General features: G+C 67.9%; 19 protein-coding genes. 11 read left to right on the top strand and 8 right to left on the bottom strand.

Annotated features, from left to right (window positions below):
* Positions 1–147 precede the first annotated feature (147 nt).
* Positions 148–1,134: an LLM class F420-dependent oxidoreductase gene (locus AU188_RS00865; RefSeq protein ID WP_059161827.1), complete on the bottom strand. Its 987-nt coding sequence runs from the start codon at positions 1,132–1,134 to the stop codon at positions 148–150.
* Between the two features lie 54 nt (positions 1,135–1,188).
* On the bottom strand, positions 1,189–1,653 hold the full coding sequence (locus tag AU188_RS00860; RefSeq protein ID WP_059101743.1) for a GatB/YqeY domain-containing protein: 465 nt from the start codon (positions 1,651–1,653) through the stop codon (positions 1,189–1,191).
* 82 nt (positions 1,654–1,735) lie between these two features.
* On the opposite strand from AU188_RS00860, the gene AU188_RS00855 reads away from it, so the two are divergent.
* From AU188_RS00855 to AU188_RS00835, 5 genes are read left to right on the top strand one after another with little or no spacing between them, the layout of a single operon-like run.
* Complete coding sequence (locus tag AU188_RS00855) at positions 1,736–2,911, top strand: hypothetical protein (protein WP_172799370.1); 1,176 nt, start codon at positions 1,736–1,738, stop codon at positions 2,909–2,911.
* Between the two features lies 1 nt (position 2,912).
* Complete coding sequence (locus AU188_RS00850) at positions 2,913–3,566, top strand: DUF4129 domain-containing protein (RefSeq protein WP_059161826.1); 654 nt, start codon at positions 2,913–2,915, stop codon at positions 3,564–3,566.
* The gene (locus AU188_RS00845; RefSeq protein ID WP_059162242.1) at positions 3,563–4,732 is read left to right on the top strand and encodes a DUF4350 domain-containing protein; all 1,170 of its coding nucleotides are present in this window, start codon (positions 3,563–3,565) and stop codon (positions 4,730–4,732) included. Before AU188_RS00850 ends, AU188_RS00845 begins: the two co-directional genes overlap by 4 nt.
* Positions 4,729–5,694 (top strand): AAA family ATPase, encoded by a 966-nt coding sequence (locus tag AU188_RS00840; protein WP_059161825.1) that lies wholly within the window; start codon positions 4,729–4,731, stop codon positions 5,692–5,694. Before AU188_RS00845 ends, AU188_RS00840 begins: the two co-directional genes overlap by 4 nt.
* Positions 5,691–7,013: a DUF58 domain-containing protein gene (locus tag AU188_RS00835; RefSeq protein WP_059161824.1), complete on the top strand. Its 1,323-nt coding sequence runs from the start codon at positions 5,691–5,693 to the stop codon at positions 7,011–7,013. The genes AU188_RS00840 and AU188_RS00835 overlap by 4 nt, the downstream gene beginning before the upstream one ends.
* A 234-nt stretch (positions 7,014–7,247) precedes the next feature.
* Here AU188_RS00835 and AU188_RS00830 read toward each other — a convergent pair whose 3' ends face one another.
* Positions 7,248–8,240, bottom strand: coding sequence for a stage II sporulation protein M (locus AU188_RS00830; RefSeq protein WP_059161823.1), 993 nt, complete (start codon positions 8,238–8,240; stop codon positions 7,248–7,250).
* Positions 8,241–8,269: 29 nt separating this feature from the next.
* Between AU188_RS00830 and AU188_RS00825 the strand changes: the two genes are divergently transcribed.
* On the top strand, positions 8,270–9,133 hold the full coding sequence (locus AU188_RS00825; RefSeq protein WP_059161822.1) for an RDD family protein: 864 nt from the start codon (positions 8,270–8,272) through the stop codon (positions 9,131–9,133).
* A 2-nt stretch (positions 9,134–9,135) separates the two neighbouring features.
* Here the strand turns inward: AU188_RS00825 and AU188_RS00820 are convergent, their stop codons facing one another.
* Both AU188_RS00820 and AU188_RS00815 read right to left on the bottom strand, forming a co-directional pair.
* Positions 9,136–9,630 (bottom strand): anthrone oxygenase family protein, encoded by a 495-nt coding sequence (locus tag AU188_RS00820; protein ID WP_059161821.1) that lies wholly within the window; start codon positions 9,628–9,630, stop codon positions 9,136–9,138.
* Between the two features lie 67 nt (positions 9,631–9,697).
* Positions 9,698–10,363 carry a DUF998 domain-containing protein gene (locus tag AU188_RS00815; protein WP_059161820.1) on the bottom strand — a complete coding sequence of 222 codons (666 nt, stop codon included), beginning with the start codon at positions 10,361–10,363 and terminating at the stop codon, positions 9,698–9,700.
* A gap of 70 nt (positions 10,364–10,433) precedes the next feature.
* On the opposite strand from AU188_RS00815, the gene AU188_RS00810 reads away from it, so the two are divergent.
* Both AU188_RS00810 and AU188_RS00805 read left to right on the top strand, forming a co-directional pair.
* Positions 10,434–11,069 (top strand): TetR/AcrR family transcriptional regulator, encoded by a 636-nt coding sequence (locus tag AU188_RS00810; protein ID WP_059162241.1) that lies wholly within the window; start codon positions 10,434–10,436, stop codon positions 11,067–11,069.
* A 9-nt stretch (positions 11,070–11,078) separates the two neighbouring features.
* Positions 11,079–12,059, top strand: a complete 981-nt coding sequence (locus AU188_RS00805) for an AraC family transcriptional regulator (protein ID WP_059161819.1) — start codon at positions 11,079–11,081, stop codon at positions 12,057–12,059.
* On the opposite strand, the gene AU188_RS00800 is transcribed toward AU188_RS00805, so the two are convergent.
* Positions 12,009–13,343, bottom strand: a complete 1,335-nt coding sequence (locus AU188_RS00800) for a carotenoid oxygenase family protein (RefSeq protein WP_059161818.1) — start codon at positions 13,341–13,343, stop codon at positions 12,009–12,011. The genes AU188_RS00805 and AU188_RS00800 overlap by 51 nt on opposite strands.
* Positions 13,344–13,418: 75 nt before the next feature.
* Between AU188_RS00800 and AU188_RS00795 the strand changes: the two genes are divergently transcribed.
* Positions 13,419–13,964: a PadR family transcriptional regulator gene (locus tag AU188_RS00795; protein WP_156426525.1), complete on the top strand. Its 546-nt coding sequence runs from the start codon at positions 13,419–13,421 to the stop codon at positions 13,962–13,964.
* Between the two features lie 66 nt (positions 13,965–14,030).
* Entirely contained in the window at positions 14,031–14,756 is a 726-nt protein-coding gene (locus AU188_RS00790) for a PadR family transcriptional regulator (RefSeq protein WP_059161816.1), read from the top strand.
* 61 nt (positions 14,757–14,817) lie between these two features.
* Here the strand turns inward: AU188_RS00790 and glpK are convergent, their stop codons facing one another.
* The gene (glpK, locus tag AU188_RS00785; RefSeq protein ID WP_059161815.1) at positions 14,818–16,350 is read right to left on the bottom strand and encodes a glycerol kinase GlpK; all 1,533 of its coding nucleotides are present in this window, start codon (positions 16,348–16,350) and stop codon (positions 14,818–14,820) included.
* Positions 16,351–16,359: 9 nt separating this feature from the next.
* Here glpK and AU188_RS00780 point away from each other — a divergent pair, with 9 nt between their 5' ends.
* Positions 16,360–17,127 (top strand): class I SAM-dependent methyltransferase, encoded by a 768-nt coding sequence (locus tag AU188_RS00780; protein WP_059162240.1) that lies wholly within the window; start codon positions 16,360–16,362, stop codon positions 17,125–17,127.
* On the opposite strand, the gene AU188_RS25165 is transcribed toward AU188_RS00780, so the two are convergent.
* Positions 17,103–17,240, bottom strand: a complete 138-nt coding sequence (locus AU188_RS25165) for a hypothetical protein (protein WP_156426524.1) — start codon at positions 17,238–17,240, stop codon at positions 17,103–17,105. The two genes, AU188_RS00780 and AU188_RS25165, sit on opposite strands and share 25 nt — an antisense overlap.
* Positions 17,241–17,256: the final 16 nt, after the last annotated feature.

Raw genomic sequence — 17,256 nt, 5'->3', positions numbered from 1 at the left:
GGGATACCCGGGGGTGCGGCCGCCAAACGGGATTTGCAGCGTTTCATCGGCGGGCCTCAGCGCTCGATTTTGCAGCTTGGGCCGTTCGCCCCGCGGTATCACAACCGCTGACGCAAGATTCAGCCGCTACACGGATCGACCAGCGGTCTAGCCCGAAGCGGTGCGCAACTTGTCGAGCAGCGGCGCGGCCGCCTCCTTGAGGAACTGTTCCTGGCCCTCGTCGCCGATCTGGACGAGCGCGATATCGGTGAAGCCGGCTTCCCAGTACTTGCTGATCGCTTCGACGATCGCGTCGAGGTCGGGTCCGCACGGGATGGATTCGGCGACATCCTCGGGCCGCACGAACTGCGTCGCGCCATGGAAGCCGGCGGTCGTCGGCAGGTCGGAGTTGACGTGCCAGCCGCCGGCGAACCACCGAAACTGGTCGTGCGCGCGCTGCACGGCAGTGTCCTTGTCGGGGTCCCACGAAACGGGAATCTGCCCGACGACGCGTGCGTCGCCCGGGAGTCCGGTCGCGCGCCTTGCCTCGTGCCAGGCGTCGACGAGATCCTTGTTCGGCTCGGTGGCAATCAGGTGGTCCGACAGCGGCGCGAACGTCTCGACCGACCGCTCACCGGAGACGGCGGTGGCGATGGCGACCGGCGTCTGCGGGAGGTCCCACAACCGGGCGGAGTCGACCTCGAAATACTCGCCCTTCCAGTCGACGAGCTCGCCGGTGAACAACTCCCGGATGATCTGGATCGCTTCGCGCAGCATGTCCTGGCGCCGGGCCACCGTGGGCCAGCGCTTCCCGACGACGTGTTCGTTGAGGTTCTCGCCGCTGCCCAGTCCCAGGGTGAACCGGCCGTCGGCGAGGAGCTGCAAGGTGGCCGCCTTCTGCGCGACGACTGCGGGGTGGTAGCGCATCGTGGGACAGGTGACGTAGGTGAACAGCTCGACCCGCTCAGTCGCGTGCGCGACGGCACCCAGCACCGACCAGGCATACGGCGCGTGCCCCTGCGACGACAACCACGGGAAGTAGTGGTCGGAGGACACTTCGAAGTCGAAACCCTCGCGTTCCGCCGAAACCGCGTAATGGACAAGCTCTTTTGGCCCGCTCTGCTCTGTCATCAAGGTGTAGCCGAACCGCGTCATGGGTCGGGAGTACCCGGGCCCCAACCCAGGAAAACGGCTGGCGACCCGCTGTCGCTACAGTCTGGCCTTCACTGCCGCCGAGAGCCGCGCGCCGTCGGCCTTGCCAGCCGCGATCGCCGTGGCGGCCTTCATCACCAGGCCCATCTGCTTGGTTCCCGGCCGCTCGCCGATCTGCTCGGCAACCTGTGCGATCGCGGTGTCGGCGACGTCGGCCAGCTCGGCTTCGGTCAGCGGCGTCGGCAGGTACTCGTCGATGACGCGGGCCTCGGCGTGCTCGTTGGCGGCCAGCTCACCGCGGCCGTTCTGGGTGTAGATCTCCGCGGACTCACCGCGCTTCTTGGACTCCTTGGCTAGGACCTTGAGCACCTCGGCGTCGGTCAGTTCGCGCGATTGTTTGCCGGAGACCTCCTCGGTGCGGATCGCGGCGAGCAGCATCCGCAACGTCGCGGTGCGCAGCTTGTCTTGGGACTTCATCGCCGTCGTCAGGTCGGCCCGCAACCGGTCCTTGAGTTCCGCCATGAGCCAAAACTACGCCGCCGAAGTCCGGCACGGCCGCGCGACGACGTTGTCAATTCGCATCGCCCTCGACAGGATGGTGGCCATGAGCACCCACGCCGGCGGGTCCGGTACCGCAGGTCCGCCGCCGGGGTACGGGCCACCACCCGGCTATCCACCGCCGGGCTACGCGGCGCCGCCGGGCTACTCACCTCCGGGTTTCGGGCCGCCCCCGGGATACGGGCCGCCCCCGGGTTACGGGCCGCCGCCGGGCTACGGGCCGCCCCCGGGATACGGGCCGTTCGCGCTGAAGCCGGGGGTCATCCCACTGCGGCCCCTGAGCCTGTCCGACATCTTCAACGGCGCGGTCGGCTACATCCGGGCCAACCCGAAAGCGACGCTCGGCCTGACCACCATCGTCGTGGTCATCACGCAGATACTCGCGTTGATCCTGTCCATCGGCCCGCTGGCCTTCGGCGGTCAGCTGGTGCTGGCACTCAGCGGCGAAGAAGAGGTGTCGACGGGCGTGCTGCTCGGCTCCATGATGTCGAGCCTGGCCGGATCGGTGGCAACCGGGCTGTCGTCGATCCTGCTCAGCGGGTTGCTCACCGTCGTCGTCGGCAGGGCCGTCTTCGGCTCCGGGATCACGATCGGCGAAGCGTGGCAACGACTTCGGGGCCGGCTGTGGGCGCTGATCGGGTTCACGGTCCTCGAGATGATCGGCGCACTGCTGCTGATCGCCGCAGTCGTCGGCCTCATCGTCTGGATAGCTGTCGCCGCAGGCGGCGCCGCCGCGGTGGTCATCGGAATCCCATTGGTACTGGCGCTGATCGCGGCGCTGGTGTACCTGGGCACGATGCTGACCTTCGCTCCGGTCATCATCGTGCTCGAGCGCCTCGGCATCGTCGCCGCCGTCCAACGATCGTTCGCATTGATCAAACGAGACTTCTGGCGGGTGTTGGGCATTCGGCTGCTGGCAGTGATCGTCGCCCAACTCGTCGCGGGTGCTGTTGCCTTCCCGTTCAGTCTCGGCGGGCAGATCGTGCTGATGGCGGCGACGACGACGGCTGCCGCGATGCTCGCGCTGATCCTGTTGACCGTCGGCGGCGCGATCGGTCAGATCATCACCGCACCGTTCAGCGCGGGCGTGGTCGCGCTGCAGTACACGGACGGCCGGATCCGCAGAGAGGCCTTCGATCTCGTGCTGCAGACCGGCGCTGGGTATGGCCCCGCTGCCCCGTCCGACTCCACCGATCATCTGTGGCTGACCCGCCAGAACTGACGTGCCGACGATAGACATCGACCGCGATGCCGCGCACGAGGCCGCGCAGCGCGAACTCGCAAAGCCGATCTACCCCAAGGGGTCCCTCACCGAGCAGGCGATCGACTGGATCGAGGACCTGTTGTACCGATTCGCGGTGCAGGGCGCATCGGTGCCCGGGGGCTGGGTGACGGTCACGGTGCTGCTGATACTGCTCGCGGCGGCGGCGGTGGTGGCGGTCCGGGTCGCGCGACGCTCGATGAGGACCAGCCGTGGCCGCGGTGAGGCCTTGTTCGGCGGCCACGATCTGACCGCTGCACAGCACCGGGCCGCCGCCGAACGGTCGGCCGCCGCGAGGGACTGGGCGGCGGCGATCCGGCACCGGCTCCGCGCCGTCGCCCGCCAATTGGAGGAAACCGGTTTGCTGGATCCGGTCCCCGGTCGCACCGCCACCGAACTCGCGCGTGACGCGGGTCGCCAGCTGCCGCATCTCACCGATGAACTGACAGCGGCGGCAACGGCTTTCAACGATGTCACCTACGGCGAGCGACCGGGCACCGACGACGCCTACGCGCTGATCGCCGGCCTCGACGACCACCTGAGGTCACGGTCGCCGGTGGCCGGCTCCGCTGCGCCCGCGCCCGCCGCAGCCGACGGTTGGGCGGAGATCCGTTGACCGTCGAAGCCACCCCGGGCGGGCGAGGCACCGCCACGGAACCGACGATCGGGCAGCGATGGCGCGGTGCCCGTTGGGCCCTGCTGGCGCTGGCCGTCATCGTCGCATTCGCGACGCTCAGCGCCTATCTGACCGCACCCCGGCCAGGGGGACGGATGGATCCGGACTCCACTTCGCCGGACGGCGCCCGGGCGCTGACGACGCTGCTGCGCGAGCACGGCGTCGACGTCGTCGAGGCACCCGATGTGGCCGCGGTCGAGGCGGCCGCCGGCCCCGATGCCCTGCTGGTGGTGGTGCAGACCTATCACCTCGTCGACCGTGCCGCGCTCCGCCGGTTGGCCGCGCTGCCCGGTGATCGTCTTCTCGTACAACCGATCTCGCATACCAGAGAAGTACTGGCGCCGGCGATCAAGTTGAGCGGGGCAACCACCTTCGGAGGCGGTGAGCGGCCGGACTGCGACCTGCGCGAGGCGACCCGAGCCGGGGCGGTGCAGTTCGGAGTGAGTGACTCCTACGACGCATCAGACGACGACATGGGCCTGACACGCTGCTACGACGGCGCGCTGGTCCGGTACACCGCCGACGGCCGGGACGTCACGGTCGTCGGAAACTCCGAATTCATGACGAACGGAGGGTTGATCGAGGAGGGCAACGCCGCGCTGGCCATGAACCTCACGGGCACACATCAGCGGATGATCTGGTATGCACCGCAATTCACCGAGGGCGAAGCAGAGGGTGGCGCAACGCTTTTCGACCTCGCTCCTGAGCAGGTGAAGTGGATCATGTGGCAGCTCGTCGCGGTGGTGGTGTTGCTGGCCGCCTGGAAGAGCCGGCGCATCGGCCCACTCGTGGCCGAACGGCTCCCCGTCGTGGTGCGCGCCTCCGAAACCGTGGAAGGACGCGGCCGCCTGTACCGCTCGCGGCGGGCCTGCGACAGCGCGGCCGCGGCGTTGCGCACTGCCGCGCTGCAGCGGATTCAGCCCCGCCTCGGCCTTGGAACCAACACCGACCCGGCCGCGGTCATCCAAGCGATTTCGGCACACTGTGGCGTCCAACCGCAGTCGTTGGCCTACACGTTGTTCGGCCCACCACCCCGCGACGACGCCGAACTGGTCAATCTCGCAAACGAACTCGACAACATCGAAAGGCAGGTCGCACGCTCGTGACTCAGGCAGGCGGACACGATTCGGCGCGAACCGCGCTTCTGGCGCTGCGCTCGGAGATAGCCAAGGCAGTAGTCGGACAGGACGCGGTCGTCAGCGGACTGGTGATCGCGCTGCTGTGCCGCGGCCACGTTCTCCTCGAAGGAGTCCCCGGCGTCGCCAAGACGCTGTTGGTCCGAACGCTCGCGTCCGCGTTGCAGCTGGACTTCAAGCGCCTGCAGTTCACGCCCGACCTCATGCCCGGTGATGTCACCGGCTCACTCGTGTACGACGCGCGCACAGCGGAATTTGAGTTCCGGTCCGGGCCCGTGTTCACCAACCTGCTGCTGGCCGACGAGATCAACCGGACACCGCCCAAGACCCAGGCCGCGCTGCTGGAGGCGATGGAGGAACGCCAGGTCAGCGTCGAGGGCGAGGCGCGGCCGCTGCCGGATCCGTTCATCGTCGCCGCCACGCAGAACCCGATCGAGTACGAGGGCACCTATCAGCTCCCGGAGGCGCAGCTGGACCGGTTCCTGCTCAAACTCAACGTGCCGCTGCCGTCGCGGGAGCAGGAGGTCGCGATCCTGAACCGGCATGCGCAGGGCTTCGACCCGCGGGATCTGTCGATCGTGCGGCCGGTCGCGGGGGCCGCGGAACTGGCCGCCGGACGTGCGGCCGTGCGGGAGGTGTTGGTGGCCGACGAGGTTCTCGGCTACATCGTCGACATCGCCTCCGCGACAAGGCATTCGCCTTCGCTGCAGCTGGGAGTCTCGCCGCGCGGAGCGACCGCGCTGCTGGCAACCGCCCGGTCGTGGGCCTGGTTGTCGGGACGCAACTACGTCACACCGGACGACGTCAAGGCGATGGCGCGTTCGACACTGCGCCACCGCATCCAACTCCGGCCCGAGGCCGAACTGGAGGGCGCCACCCCCGACGGCGTGCTCGACGGCATCCTCGCGGCAGTACCGGTGCCGCGCTGGTGATTCTCACCGGACGTGCCGGATTGGTCGCAGGAATCTGCGTCCTGCCGATCGCGGTCTCGCCGCGCCCGGCCCTCACGTTCGTCGTGCTGCTGATCGCATTGCTCGTGCTCATCGCGGTCGACGTCACACTGGCCGGCAACACCCGGCGCGTACGCTTGCGCCGGTCCGGCGACACCGCCGCACGGTTGGGCCAGCAGGTGGCAGCCGTACTGCTGGTCGACAACGCCGGCCCGCGCCGCATCAAGGGGGTCGTCCGCGACGCCTGGCCGCCGAGCGCCCGCGCCTACCCCCGTCTTCACCCGGTCAATCTGGCTGCCGGCCAACAACTCCGCCTCGTCACGACACTGCGGCCCGTGCGCCGGGGCGACCAGGACTCGGCATTGGTCACCGTGCGCGCGACCGGACCCCTGGGGCTGGCCGGACGACAGAGCTCGCACCGGGTGCCATGGCGGATCAGGGTCCTGCCACCGTTCCTGTCCCGCAAGCACCTTCCGTCGCGACTGGCGAAACTGCGTGAACTCGAAGGTAATACGCCGGTGCTGATCCGTGGCCGGGGCACCGAGTTCGACTCACTACGCGAGTACGTCATCGGCGACGACGTCAGGTCGATCGACTGGCGCGCCTCCGCCCGTCGCGCGGACGTGGTGGTCCGCACGTGGCGCCCCGAACGGGATCAACGCGTGGTCATCGTGCTCGACACGGGCCGCACGTCGGCCGGCCGCGTCGGCGTCGATCCCACGGCGAACGACGTCTCCGGATGGCCACGGTTGGACTGGTCGATGGACGCCGCGCTGCTCCTCGCGGCGCTGGCGTCCCGCGCCGGTGACCACGTCGACTTCCTCGCCCACGACCGCGTCACCAGGGCGGCGGTATTCAACGCCTCGCGCACCGAACTCCTCCCCCAACTGGTGGCCGCAATGGCCCCCATCGAACCCGCGCTGATCGAATCCGACGCCGGCGCAATGGTCGCCGCGGTTCTGCGCCGGGTCCGCCGGCGTGCGCTGGTCGTGTTGCTCACCGACCTCAACGCGTCCGCGCTCGACGAAGGCCTGATGACCGTGCTGTCACAGCTGACGGCAAAGCATGGGGTGATCGTCGCCGCGGTCGCCGACCCCCGGGTCGAGGTCCTCGCCGGCGGACGCTCCGATGCGCCGCAGGTCTACGACGCCGCAGCGGCCGAGCGCGCCCGCAACGAGCGGCGGGCGATCGCATCGCGGTTGCGGCGCCGCGGTGTCGGCGTCATCGACGCCCCGCCTGAGGAGCTCGCACCCGCGTTGGCCGATCACTACCTGGCGTTCAAAGCCACCGGCCGGCTCTAGTGTCGTGAGTCATTAGTTCGGGAGCAGAACTTGGGGTGCCTGTACGCATGCACGGGGCCGGGTGGTGCTGGTCTGCGAGATGGTCCTAGCGCCGAGATTGCATTCAGGGTTGTGCTGATCTGAGAAAACGACCACAGCCGTGTGTGCAATCTCGAGCATAGGAAGCCGAAAACGGACCACACCGAACGCGCGAACCTCAAATTCTCACTGACGACGAAGTAACGACTCAGGACACTAGCCGGTCGGCACCACATCGGGCGCGTGCTCGACGTCTCCGGTCTCACCGGCCCGCTCGGCTCGGCGTCCGAAGTGGAATATGTAAGCCAGGAAAGCGATCTCGACCGCCACGCCGATGCCTATGCGGGCCGCAGTCGGCAGCGGCGAAGGTGTCACGAGTGCCTCGATGAGGCCAGACACCAGGAGCACCGCCACCAGCCCACCGGCCACCGCACCGATCGCGCGGCCTTGTTCGGCGAGCGCCTGTCCGCGCGGCCGGTCCCCCGGCGAGATCACTGTCCAGCCCAACCGCATCCCGGCGCCCGCCGCCAGGAACACCGCGGTCAGTTCGAGCAGGCCGTGCGGTGTGATGAGACCGAGGAAGATGTCGCCTTTGCCCGCGCCGAACATCAACCCCGCACTCACGCCGAGATTGGCGGCGTTCTGGAACAGGATGTACGGAATGGGAATGCCGAGCAGGATCGCAAACCCAAGGCATTGCAAGGAAACCCAGGCGTTGTTCACCCAGACCTGAAGCGCGAACGAGCCGGCCGGGTTCTCGCTGTAGTACGAGGCGAAGTCGTTGTTGATCAGCTGGTGGAGCTCGTCCGGTGTGCCGATCGACGCCCGCACCTCCGGACTGCCCGACACCCACAACGCGATGACCGCAGAGACGACGAGGAACACGACGGCCGTGCTAAGCCACCACCGCCTGGACCGGTAAGCGACCACCGGAAACGACACCGTCCAGAACCGGACGAACTCCCGCCACAGCGGTGCGTGCACACTGGTCACCGCGCTACGCGCCTGCGCCACCAGGCCCGACAACCGGCCCACCACTACCGGGTCGGCGGATGCGGCGCGCAGCATAGACAGGTGCGTCGACACGCGCTGGTAGAGGTCGACGAGCTCGACGACTTCGGCGCCGGTGAGCCGGCGGCGCCGCTTGACCAGCTGTTCGAGCCGGTCCCACGTCCGGCGGTGCGCCAGCACGAACGCGTCGACATCCACGAATCCGAATCCTAGTAGCGTGTCGCGTTATGGTCGGGCCGCAGGAACCAGTCGTGACCGGGGACGCGGTGGTCCTTGATGTTCAGATCGCCCAGCTTCCGGTTCGCGCGGTCGCAGCGCTCATCGACGTCACCGTGGTCTTCCTGCTCTATCTGATCGGGCTGCTGCTTTTTTCGCTGACGATCACCCAGTTCGATCCGGCGCTGTCGGCGGCGGTGATGATCATCTTCACGGTGCTGGCCCTGCTCGGGTATCCGCTCGTATTCGAGACCGCGACACGGGGTCGGTCGCTGGGCAAGATTGCGATGGGGCTTCGGGTGGTGTCCGAAGACGGCGGCCCGGAACGCTTCCGGCAGGCGTTCTTTCGCGCGCTGTCCGGCGTGATCGAAATCTGGATGCTCGCCGGCGGTCCCGCGGTGATCTGCAGCTTGTTGTCGGCCAAAGGGAAACGGCTCGGGGACATCTTCGCCGGCACCGTGGTGATCAGCGAACGCGCTCCGCGGATGTCGCCCCCACCGCCGATGCCGCCGCAGCTCGCCTGGTGGGCATCGTCGTTACAGCTGTCCGGACTTCGGCCCGAGCAGGCGGAGCTGGCGCGCCAGTTCCTCGGCCGGGCAGCGCAATTGAACCCTGCGGTTCGCGAACAGATGGCATACCGGATCACCGCAGGCGTCGTCGCGCAGATCTCACCGCCACCGCCGCCGGGTACGCCGCCGCAGCTCGTACTCGCCGCGGTACTGGCCGAGCGGCATCGCCGGGAATTGGCTCGCCTGCAGGCAGCGCAGTCGGCACGCCAGCAGCACTGGCCGGGGTATCAAACGCCACCACCGGTGAACCTTCCACCGCAACCGATGCCGCGTCCGGACTCCGGGGGGTTCGCCCCGCCCCGCTGAATTCAGTTGTAGCGCAGAGCTATCACCATCAGTATCGCCGCGGTGATGCTGGTGGCCGTGCGCACGTGATTCCATGCGGTCCACGGCGAGTAGTACTCCCGCCATTCACGTGCCGCCTCGGCGATCGAAAGGCCGGCAGGGTCGACGGTGTCGAGGTGGTTGTTCAGCGGCACGTTGAACGCGATCGTGATGATCGCGGCGAGCACACCGAAGGCGGCGCCCACCAACACCCAGACGCTGCCGGGTTCGCCCCACTTCACGACGGCCATCACACCGACGGCGACTGCGAGAATCGCCGAACCGAAATAGCCGATCAGGAACGGCGCATTGGTGTTCGCCTCGGCGTTGATTCCACGCATCGCGGTGATCGCGTCTACCGGTCCCGTCCGATCGAGCCCGCGCAGCACGAAGGTCGAGAACACATACATCATGCCCGCGGCCGCCGCCGCGGCGAGCGCGGCAACCGAGGTAAGGATGACGAAGGGGCTTGCAGTCATGGCTTCAGTCAATCGGTGCGCGCAGCCGAATGCCATCGTCGAGCGTCCTGCGCGCATACGCGCGCGTCTAGGTGGCCAGCACGTCGCGATAGAGCTTGGTCGACACCGCCGTCAACCAACCCCATACCAGCACAACGGCCGCGGTGAAGGTCAGAACCGCTGCGGCTCCGCCTGTTCCGGACGCCAGCGCGAGGAAACTCAGCCCGAAGACGGCACCGGTGGTGCGCGAGAACCACGCCCTCGCCGCGTCACCGCTGCCTGCGAACCAGCCGGCGAACACGAAGCAGGCGGCCACCAGACATCCGAACGCGAGGCCGGCGATCGCGAAGTGCGCCATGCCGTGCCAGCTCACTTCGCCCATCCCCGGCGGCGTGCCGGGTGGGAAGCCGTCCGACGGATCCGCGCGGAAGACGCCGGCGCCGAGCAGTCCGACGCCGTAGGCGCCGAGCAGCGCCGACGCCCAGGCGGACCGGCGTCCCCGACCGAGTGCGCGGCGCACGCCAACGGCCGCGGCGACGGTCATGGCGCCGGTGACCAGAAAGTTGACGATCTGGATCCACCCCCATGGGCCGTTGGCGAGTTGGCTGATCGCGTGCCGTGTCGGGTCGTAGCCGTCTCGGGTGAGTGCCTGCGCGGCCGCGACGACGACGTAGATCGGTCCGGCGATGATGCCGTAGCCCAGCAGCGACTTGGTCACCCGCACATGCAGGGGCGGACAGTCAGTCGTGGTCATCGAGCACTCCCTCCTAATAGACTGGACGGTACAGTACTGAGAACTAGACTGTCCAGTACCATATGTGACCGTGACGACGGATGCCCTCGGCCGGTCGGCCCGCAAGCGCGCATCGATCCTGTCCGCGGGCCGTGCGCTGTTCCTCGGCAACGGTTACCAGGGCACCAGCATGGATCAGGTGGCCGCGACGGCCGAGGTGTCCAAGCAGACGGTGTACAAACACTTCGGCGACAAGCAGGAACTGCTTCTTGCGATCGTCGACGACGCTCTCGAGGGCACGGTCGCCCCGTTTGCCGACCGCATCGAGGCGCTCGCCGAGACCTCCGATCTCGAGGCGGACCTGACCGCTCTTGCGGGTGACTATCTGCGCGCGGTCCTGCAGGAACCCGTCGTGCAGTTGCGCCGGCTCATTGTCGGCGAGGCCAATCGATCGCCGGCACTGGCGCGGTTGTACTACGAGCGCGCGCCTGCCCGAACGCTGGCCGCCTACGCCGACTCTTTCGGTCACCTGCACGGCCGCGGTCTGCTCCGTGCGCCCGAACCCGAGTTGGCCGCAGAACATTTCGCATTCCTAATCGTCGGCAGGTGCATCGACCAGGCGCTGTTTCACGGCGGGCCCGATGTGCTCGAAGCGATCGACGTCGACCGGCACGTCGCCGCCGGTGTCGCCGTCTTCCTGGCGAGCTACCGCGCACCCGCGGGATAGGCTCAAACCGTGGACGCCGTTGTCGGCTTGCTCGACGGGGTGCGGGCGCGCGGCGCGTTTGTGCTGCGGATGCGGATGGACCCGCCGTGGTCGCTGTCTATCCGCGATGACGCGCCGCTGACACTGATCTGCCAGACACATGGCAGCGCAGCCATCGTGGGCGAATCCAGCGGAACGACGTGGCTGCATCCCGGCGACGTCGCATTGACCCGCGGCATCGACCACTATGTGTTCGCCGATGACCCGTCGACCGCCCCGATGGCCGTCATCCATCCCGGTCAGCGCTGCACGACGCTGACCGGCGACACCCTGGAATTCGCGATGTCGATCGGCGTGCGGACCTGGGGCAACAATGCGTCCGGCGCGACCCGGTCGGTGATCTGCGCCTACGAGGGCCGTAGCGAGGTCAGCGCCCGCCTGTTGGACGTGCTGCCCTCTGTGCTGGTGCTGCGGGCCGACGAGTGGGACACGCCGCTGGTGGACCTGCTCGGCGCCGAGGCGGGCTGTGAGGGCCCCGGGCAGGAGGCCTACCTGGACCGCCTGCTCGATGTGCTGCTGATCGCGGTGCTGAGGGCCTGGTTCGGTCGTGACTGCAACGCGCCGACGTGGTGGCACGCCGAACAGGACCCCGTCGTCGGACCTGCGCTCAAACTGATCTACAACAATCCCGAGCAGCCCTGGACGGTTGCGAATCTCGCTGCGGCGGTGGGTTCGTCGCGGGCAGTGTTCGCTCGCAGGTTCACAGAGCTGGTCGGTGAACCACCGATCGCGTTCCTGACCGGTTGGCGGCTCGCGCTCGCCGCCGATCTGCTCCAGTCAAGCGGAGCGACGATCGCGGCGGTCGCGCGGCAGGTCGGCTACAGCACGCCGTTCGCGCTCAGCAGCGCATTCAAGCGGGCCTACGGCGTCAGCCCGAACACCCACCGCGCCGCGAGCGCGTCAACCGGCGATCCAGTTTCCGTGGAAGCCGTAGGGAACCCGTTGCGGTAGCTCAATTCTCGCGACCGGCGGCCCCGAGAAGTCGGACGCGTCGATGATGACGAGGTCGCTGCCGTCGCGCGCCGGATCGTAGACGTAGCCGAGGTACCAGCCGCTGCTCTCGTCGGCGGGCGCCGATGCCGATGGGACGAACACCGCCTCGCCAGGGCCACCGGGGGCTTGTGCAGTACCGAAGGTGTGCTCCAGCGCGGCGCCGGTCGACAGCTCGTAGCGGACGAGCCGGCCGTCTCCGACGGCGACGGCATAGCGGGCCGGCAAGGTGGCCAACCGGTCGTCGATGCGCGGGAACTCGACCGCGCGCTCGTCGAGCTGACGTTCGGAGACGGTGCCCGTGGAGGGATCGATCGTCCAACTCCACAACACGCCGTCGGCCTCGAAACCGCCGGTGCCCCGCCACAACTCGGGGTAGCGGACCGCCTGCAGCACAACCGAATCCCCGTTGTCGTACGCGTTCGCGACGTGGAACACATAGCACGGGTCGATCTCGAACCACCGCACCTCGCCGAACGGGTCGTCGCGGCGCAGCAGGCCGAAGCGAGCGCCGTAATCGTCGTCCCAGCGGTACGGCATGTCACTTGCGGCCTTCATGGCGATGTCGAGGTCGAACACGATGGGCAGATCCATGAAGACGACGTACGACGCGGTCAGCGCGAAGTCATGCATCATCGTCAGCGCCGGCACGTCGAGCGGCCGGTTGACAGTCAACTCGCCGGTGGCGTCGGCGCGGTGATACGTCACGTGCGGGGCGAAGATGTTGCCGTACCCGAAGAAGTGCAACTCGCCGGTCGTCGGGCAGATCTTGGGATGAGCCGTCATGGAGTCGACGAGTTTGCCGCCGAAATCGTAGGCACCCAACGTCTCCAGATCGTTGGTGATCTCGTAGGGCAGGGACGATTCGACGAGCGCGAGAGTTCTGCCCGCGTGGTTGACGACGTGCGTGTTGGCGACGCTCGCCCGCAGATTGCGGGTGCCGTCGGCGTTGTAGAGCGGAAAGTCGGAGATGAAACTGTCGGTTCGCACCCACCGGTTGCGGTACCACTTGGCCCGGCCGCATTCGATGCGGACGCCGTGGATCATGCCGTCACCGGTGAACCAGTGCGCCGATGCCTGGCGTGGATTGGGCCCGTTGCGCAGATACCAGCCGTCCAGCTCCGGCGGTATCGCGCCGTGCACCGGGAGGTCGTATTCGGTCAGTTCGTCTACGACCGGGGCGTAGTTGCCGCGCCGGAAGAAGTCGTCGGTGCCGAAGAGTGTCGAATCGGTCGTCTCGGTCATCTGCGTCTCCTGAAGTCGGTGACCCGACACTGACATGTCACTTCTGACATGTCAAGAGTGAAGTATGGTGGAGCGGTGAGTTTGCGAATTGCGGCGCTGGGACTCCTTGCCCAAGAGCCGGCCAGTGGGTACGACTTGCTCAAGCACTTCGAGAAGTCGATGGCCAACGTGTGGCCGGCCACGCAGAGCCAGTTGTACGGCGAGCTCAACAAGCTGGCCGACGCCGGGTTGATCGAGGTTTCGGCCATCGGGCCACGTGGCCGCAAGGAGTACCGCATCACCGCGGCGGGCCGGGCCGAGTTGCGGCGGTGGATCGTCAATCCCCAGGATGATCCGCCGTTTCGCAGCGCAGCGCTTCTGCGCATCTTCCTCCTCGGCGAGATCACTCATGAGCAGGCACGCGAGCACCTCGCGGCGATGGCCGAGCGCGCCCAAACCGAGATCATCCGCCTCGAGAAGCTGCGCGACTCGATCGCCTGGGACGACAGCGACGGACACTTCTACGGCCGAGCCGCTCTCGAATATGGGCTGCAGCTCAACGCGATGGAAGCGGCGTGGGCGCAGTCGGTGATCGAGGGGATCGACGACCGGGATCGGCGCCGCGACGTTGCATCACGATAGTTTCCGATATATCGTCTACGTATCGGGAGCGCACGACGCGCTTTCTCACGATCAAAGGAAACGGACATGACAAACCCATTCACGCCGCCGCCCGGCGACTTCGGCTTCACCCCACTGGACCGGCGCGCGCTGCATCAGCAGCGGCGGCAGGCCCGGCGCGAGTTCCGCGAGAACCTGCGTGAACAACTCCGCCAGCACGACGGCGGGCCGGGCTTCGGCGGCTCGCCCGGCTTCGGTCCCGGTCGCGGCGGCTTCGAATTCGGCTTCGACCCGCGCGGCGGATTCGGCTTCCGCCCCGGCTTCGGCCCGGGTTTCGGCCCCGGCGGCCTGCACCGCGGTCGCCGTCGCGGCCGTGGCCGTCGCGGCGATGTGCGCGCGGCGATCCTCAAACTGCTCGCCGAACGGCCGATGCACGGCTACGAGATGATCCAGGAGATCGCCGAGCGCAGCCAGAACCTGTGGCGGCCGAGCCCCGGGTCGGTGTATCCGACGTTGCAGTTGCTCGTTGACGAAGGGCTCATCGAGGCGACCGAAAGTGACGGCAGCAAAAAGCTTTTCGCGCTCACCAACGACGGCCGCACCGCGGTGGAGAAGGTCGAGACCGCGCCGTGGGAGGAGATCGCCGACAACGTCGACCCGAGCCACGTCAACCTCCAGACCGCGGCCGCCCAGTTGATGGGCGCCGTCGCGCAGGCGGCCTACGCCACCGGCGAGGAGCAGCAACAGCGGATCGTCGACATCGTCAACAACGCCCGGCGCGAGATCTACGGCATCCTCGGCGAGTCTGAATAAACCGTCCGGTTTGCGATTTGTGGAGTGTTCGCGGCGGTCAGCGCCGCTAGCGCTCCACAAATCACTCGACGTCGACCCAGTCCAGCGTGCGCTGCACCGCCTTCTGCCAACCGGCGTAGGCGAACTCGCGCTGCTCGTCGCTCCACGATGGCGTCCAGCGCTTGCCCTCCTGCCAGTTCGACCGCAGGTCGTCGGCGTTCTCCCAGAACCCGACCGCGAGACCGGCGGCGTAAGCCGCGCCCAACGCGGTGGTCTCGGCGACGACCGGCTTGACGACGTCGACGCCGAGCACGTCGGCCTGGATCTGCATGCACAGGTCGTTGGCGGTGATGCCGCCGTCGACCTTGAGGACCTCCATGCGCACGCCGGAGTCGGCCTCCATCGCGTCGACGACGTCGCGGCTCTGGTAGCAGATCGCCTCGAGCGTTGCCCGCGCCAGATGCGCGTTGGTGTTGTACCGCGACAGCCCGACGATCGCGCCGCGGGCATCCGAACGCCAATACGGCGCAAACAATCCCGAGAATGCGGGCACGAAGTACACGCCGCCGTTGTCCTCGACCTGGCGCGCCAGCGCCTCGCTCTGTGCCGCGCCGCTGATGATGCCCAGTTGGTCGCGCAGCCACTGCACGGCCGAACCGGTGACCGCGATCGAACCCTCCAGCGCGTAAACGGGTTTGGCGGGCCCATCTCGGTCGGTGAACTGGTAGCACAGCGTGGTCAGCAAGCCGTTCTCAGAACGCACGATTTTCTCACCGGTGTTCAGCAGCAGGAAATTCCCTGTGCCGTAGGTGTTCTTGGCCTCACCGGCATCGAGGCACACCTGGCCGACCATCGCCGCCTGCTGGTCGCCGAGGATGCCGGTCAGCGGCGCCTGTCCGGCGACCGGCCCGTCGTCGCGGGTGATGCCGTACGACTCCGGATACGACGACGGCTTGATCTCCGGCAGCATCTGCCGCGGAATCCCGAAGAACGACAACAGTTCGTCGTCCCAGTCCAGCGTCTCCAGGTTCATCAGCATGGTGCGGCTGGCGTTGGTGACATCGGTGACGTGCGCCCCGCCGCGCGGACCACCGGTCAGATTCCACAACACCCACGTGTCGGGCGTACCGAAGATCGCCTCGCCGCTCTCGGCGGCCTCCCGGACGCCGTCGACGTTCTCCAGGATCCACTGCACCTTGCCGGCCGAGAAGTAGGTCGCCGGCGGCAGGCCGGCCTTGCGGCGGATCACTTCGCCACGGCCATCACGGTCCAGCGCCGAGGCGATGCGATCGGTGCGGGTGTCCTGCCACACGATCGCGTTGTAGTACGGCCGGCCCGTCCGCTTGTTCCAGACCAGCGCCGTCTCCCGCTGGTTGGTGATGCCCAACGCGGCCAGGTCGGTCGCCGCCAGGTTCGTCTTGTTCAGCGCCGACATGATGACCGAAGCGGTGCGTTCCCAGATCTCGACCGGATTGTGTTCGACCCAACCGGCCTTCGGCAGGATCTGCTCGTGCTCGAGTTGATGGCGACCGACTTCGGCGCCGCCGTGGTCGAAGATCATGCATCGGGTGCTGGTGGTGCCCTGGTCGATCGCGGCGACGAATTCGGCTGGCATTCCTTCATGATGGACTACATGACCGGACCGCTCGCCGACATTGACCGCATGCCGCGCGGCGGGCCCGACGCGTCGTGCCTGGACCGTCTGCTTGAAACCGACCGGCTCGAGTACCTGGACCGCGATTCGGACCGTCCCGCCGACGCCGCCCGCAAGCGCAGCGTGATCCGCGCGCTGGAATGGACCGGAGAGCGGTTCGGCACCACCGACAAGTTCGCCGAGATCGCGCTCGCCGAGATCGCCGATGTCGCCGATCCGACGATCCTCGAACTCGGTGCGGGGCACGGGGGTTTGTCGCGCAAGCTGCTCGACTGGCATCCGACCGCGCACGTGACGATCACCGACGTGGAAGCGGCCTCGGTCGAGGCGATGGCCGACAGCGACCTGGGCCGGCACCCCCGCGCCACGGTCCGGCAGGTGGACGCCACCGCGATCGGCGGCCCGGACGGCCAGTTCGACCTGGCGGTGTTCGCGCTGTCCTTCCACCACCTGCCGCCCTCGGCAGCCGCGCGCGCGATCGCCGAGGGCACCCGGGTGGCCGGCAAACTGCTGATCATCGACCTTCCTCGGCCACCGTCGCCGCTTCATCTGCTGCGCCTGGCGACCATGCTTCCGTTCGCGCCGGTGTTCCCCTTCGCGCACGACGGTGTCATCAGCTCGCTGCGCACCTACAGCCCGTCGGCGCTGCGGGCGTTGGCCGCGCATGCCGGTCCCGGCATCGAACTGGAGCTGCGCGGCGGGTTGCTGAGTCCTCAGGTGGTCGTCGCGCGCTGCTGACGCTCCGCGGCGCGCCACACCGACGGCCACCGCTGCTGCCCGTACTCGATGAGGGCATCGAGCACGTCGTATAGCGCCGGATGCCGCGCGATCAGCACACCGATCAGTTTCATATTGACCTTGATACCC

It is taken from the genome of Mycobacterium sp. IS-3022, assembly GCF_001500065.1.
In the GTDB taxonomy this organism is placed as follows: Bacteria; Actinomycetota; Actinomycetes; order Mycobacteriales; family Mycobacteriaceae; genus Mycobacterium.
The sequence above is the reverse complement of the archived record's forward strand: the minus strand, read 5'-3'. Positions and strand labels throughout refer to the sequence as shown.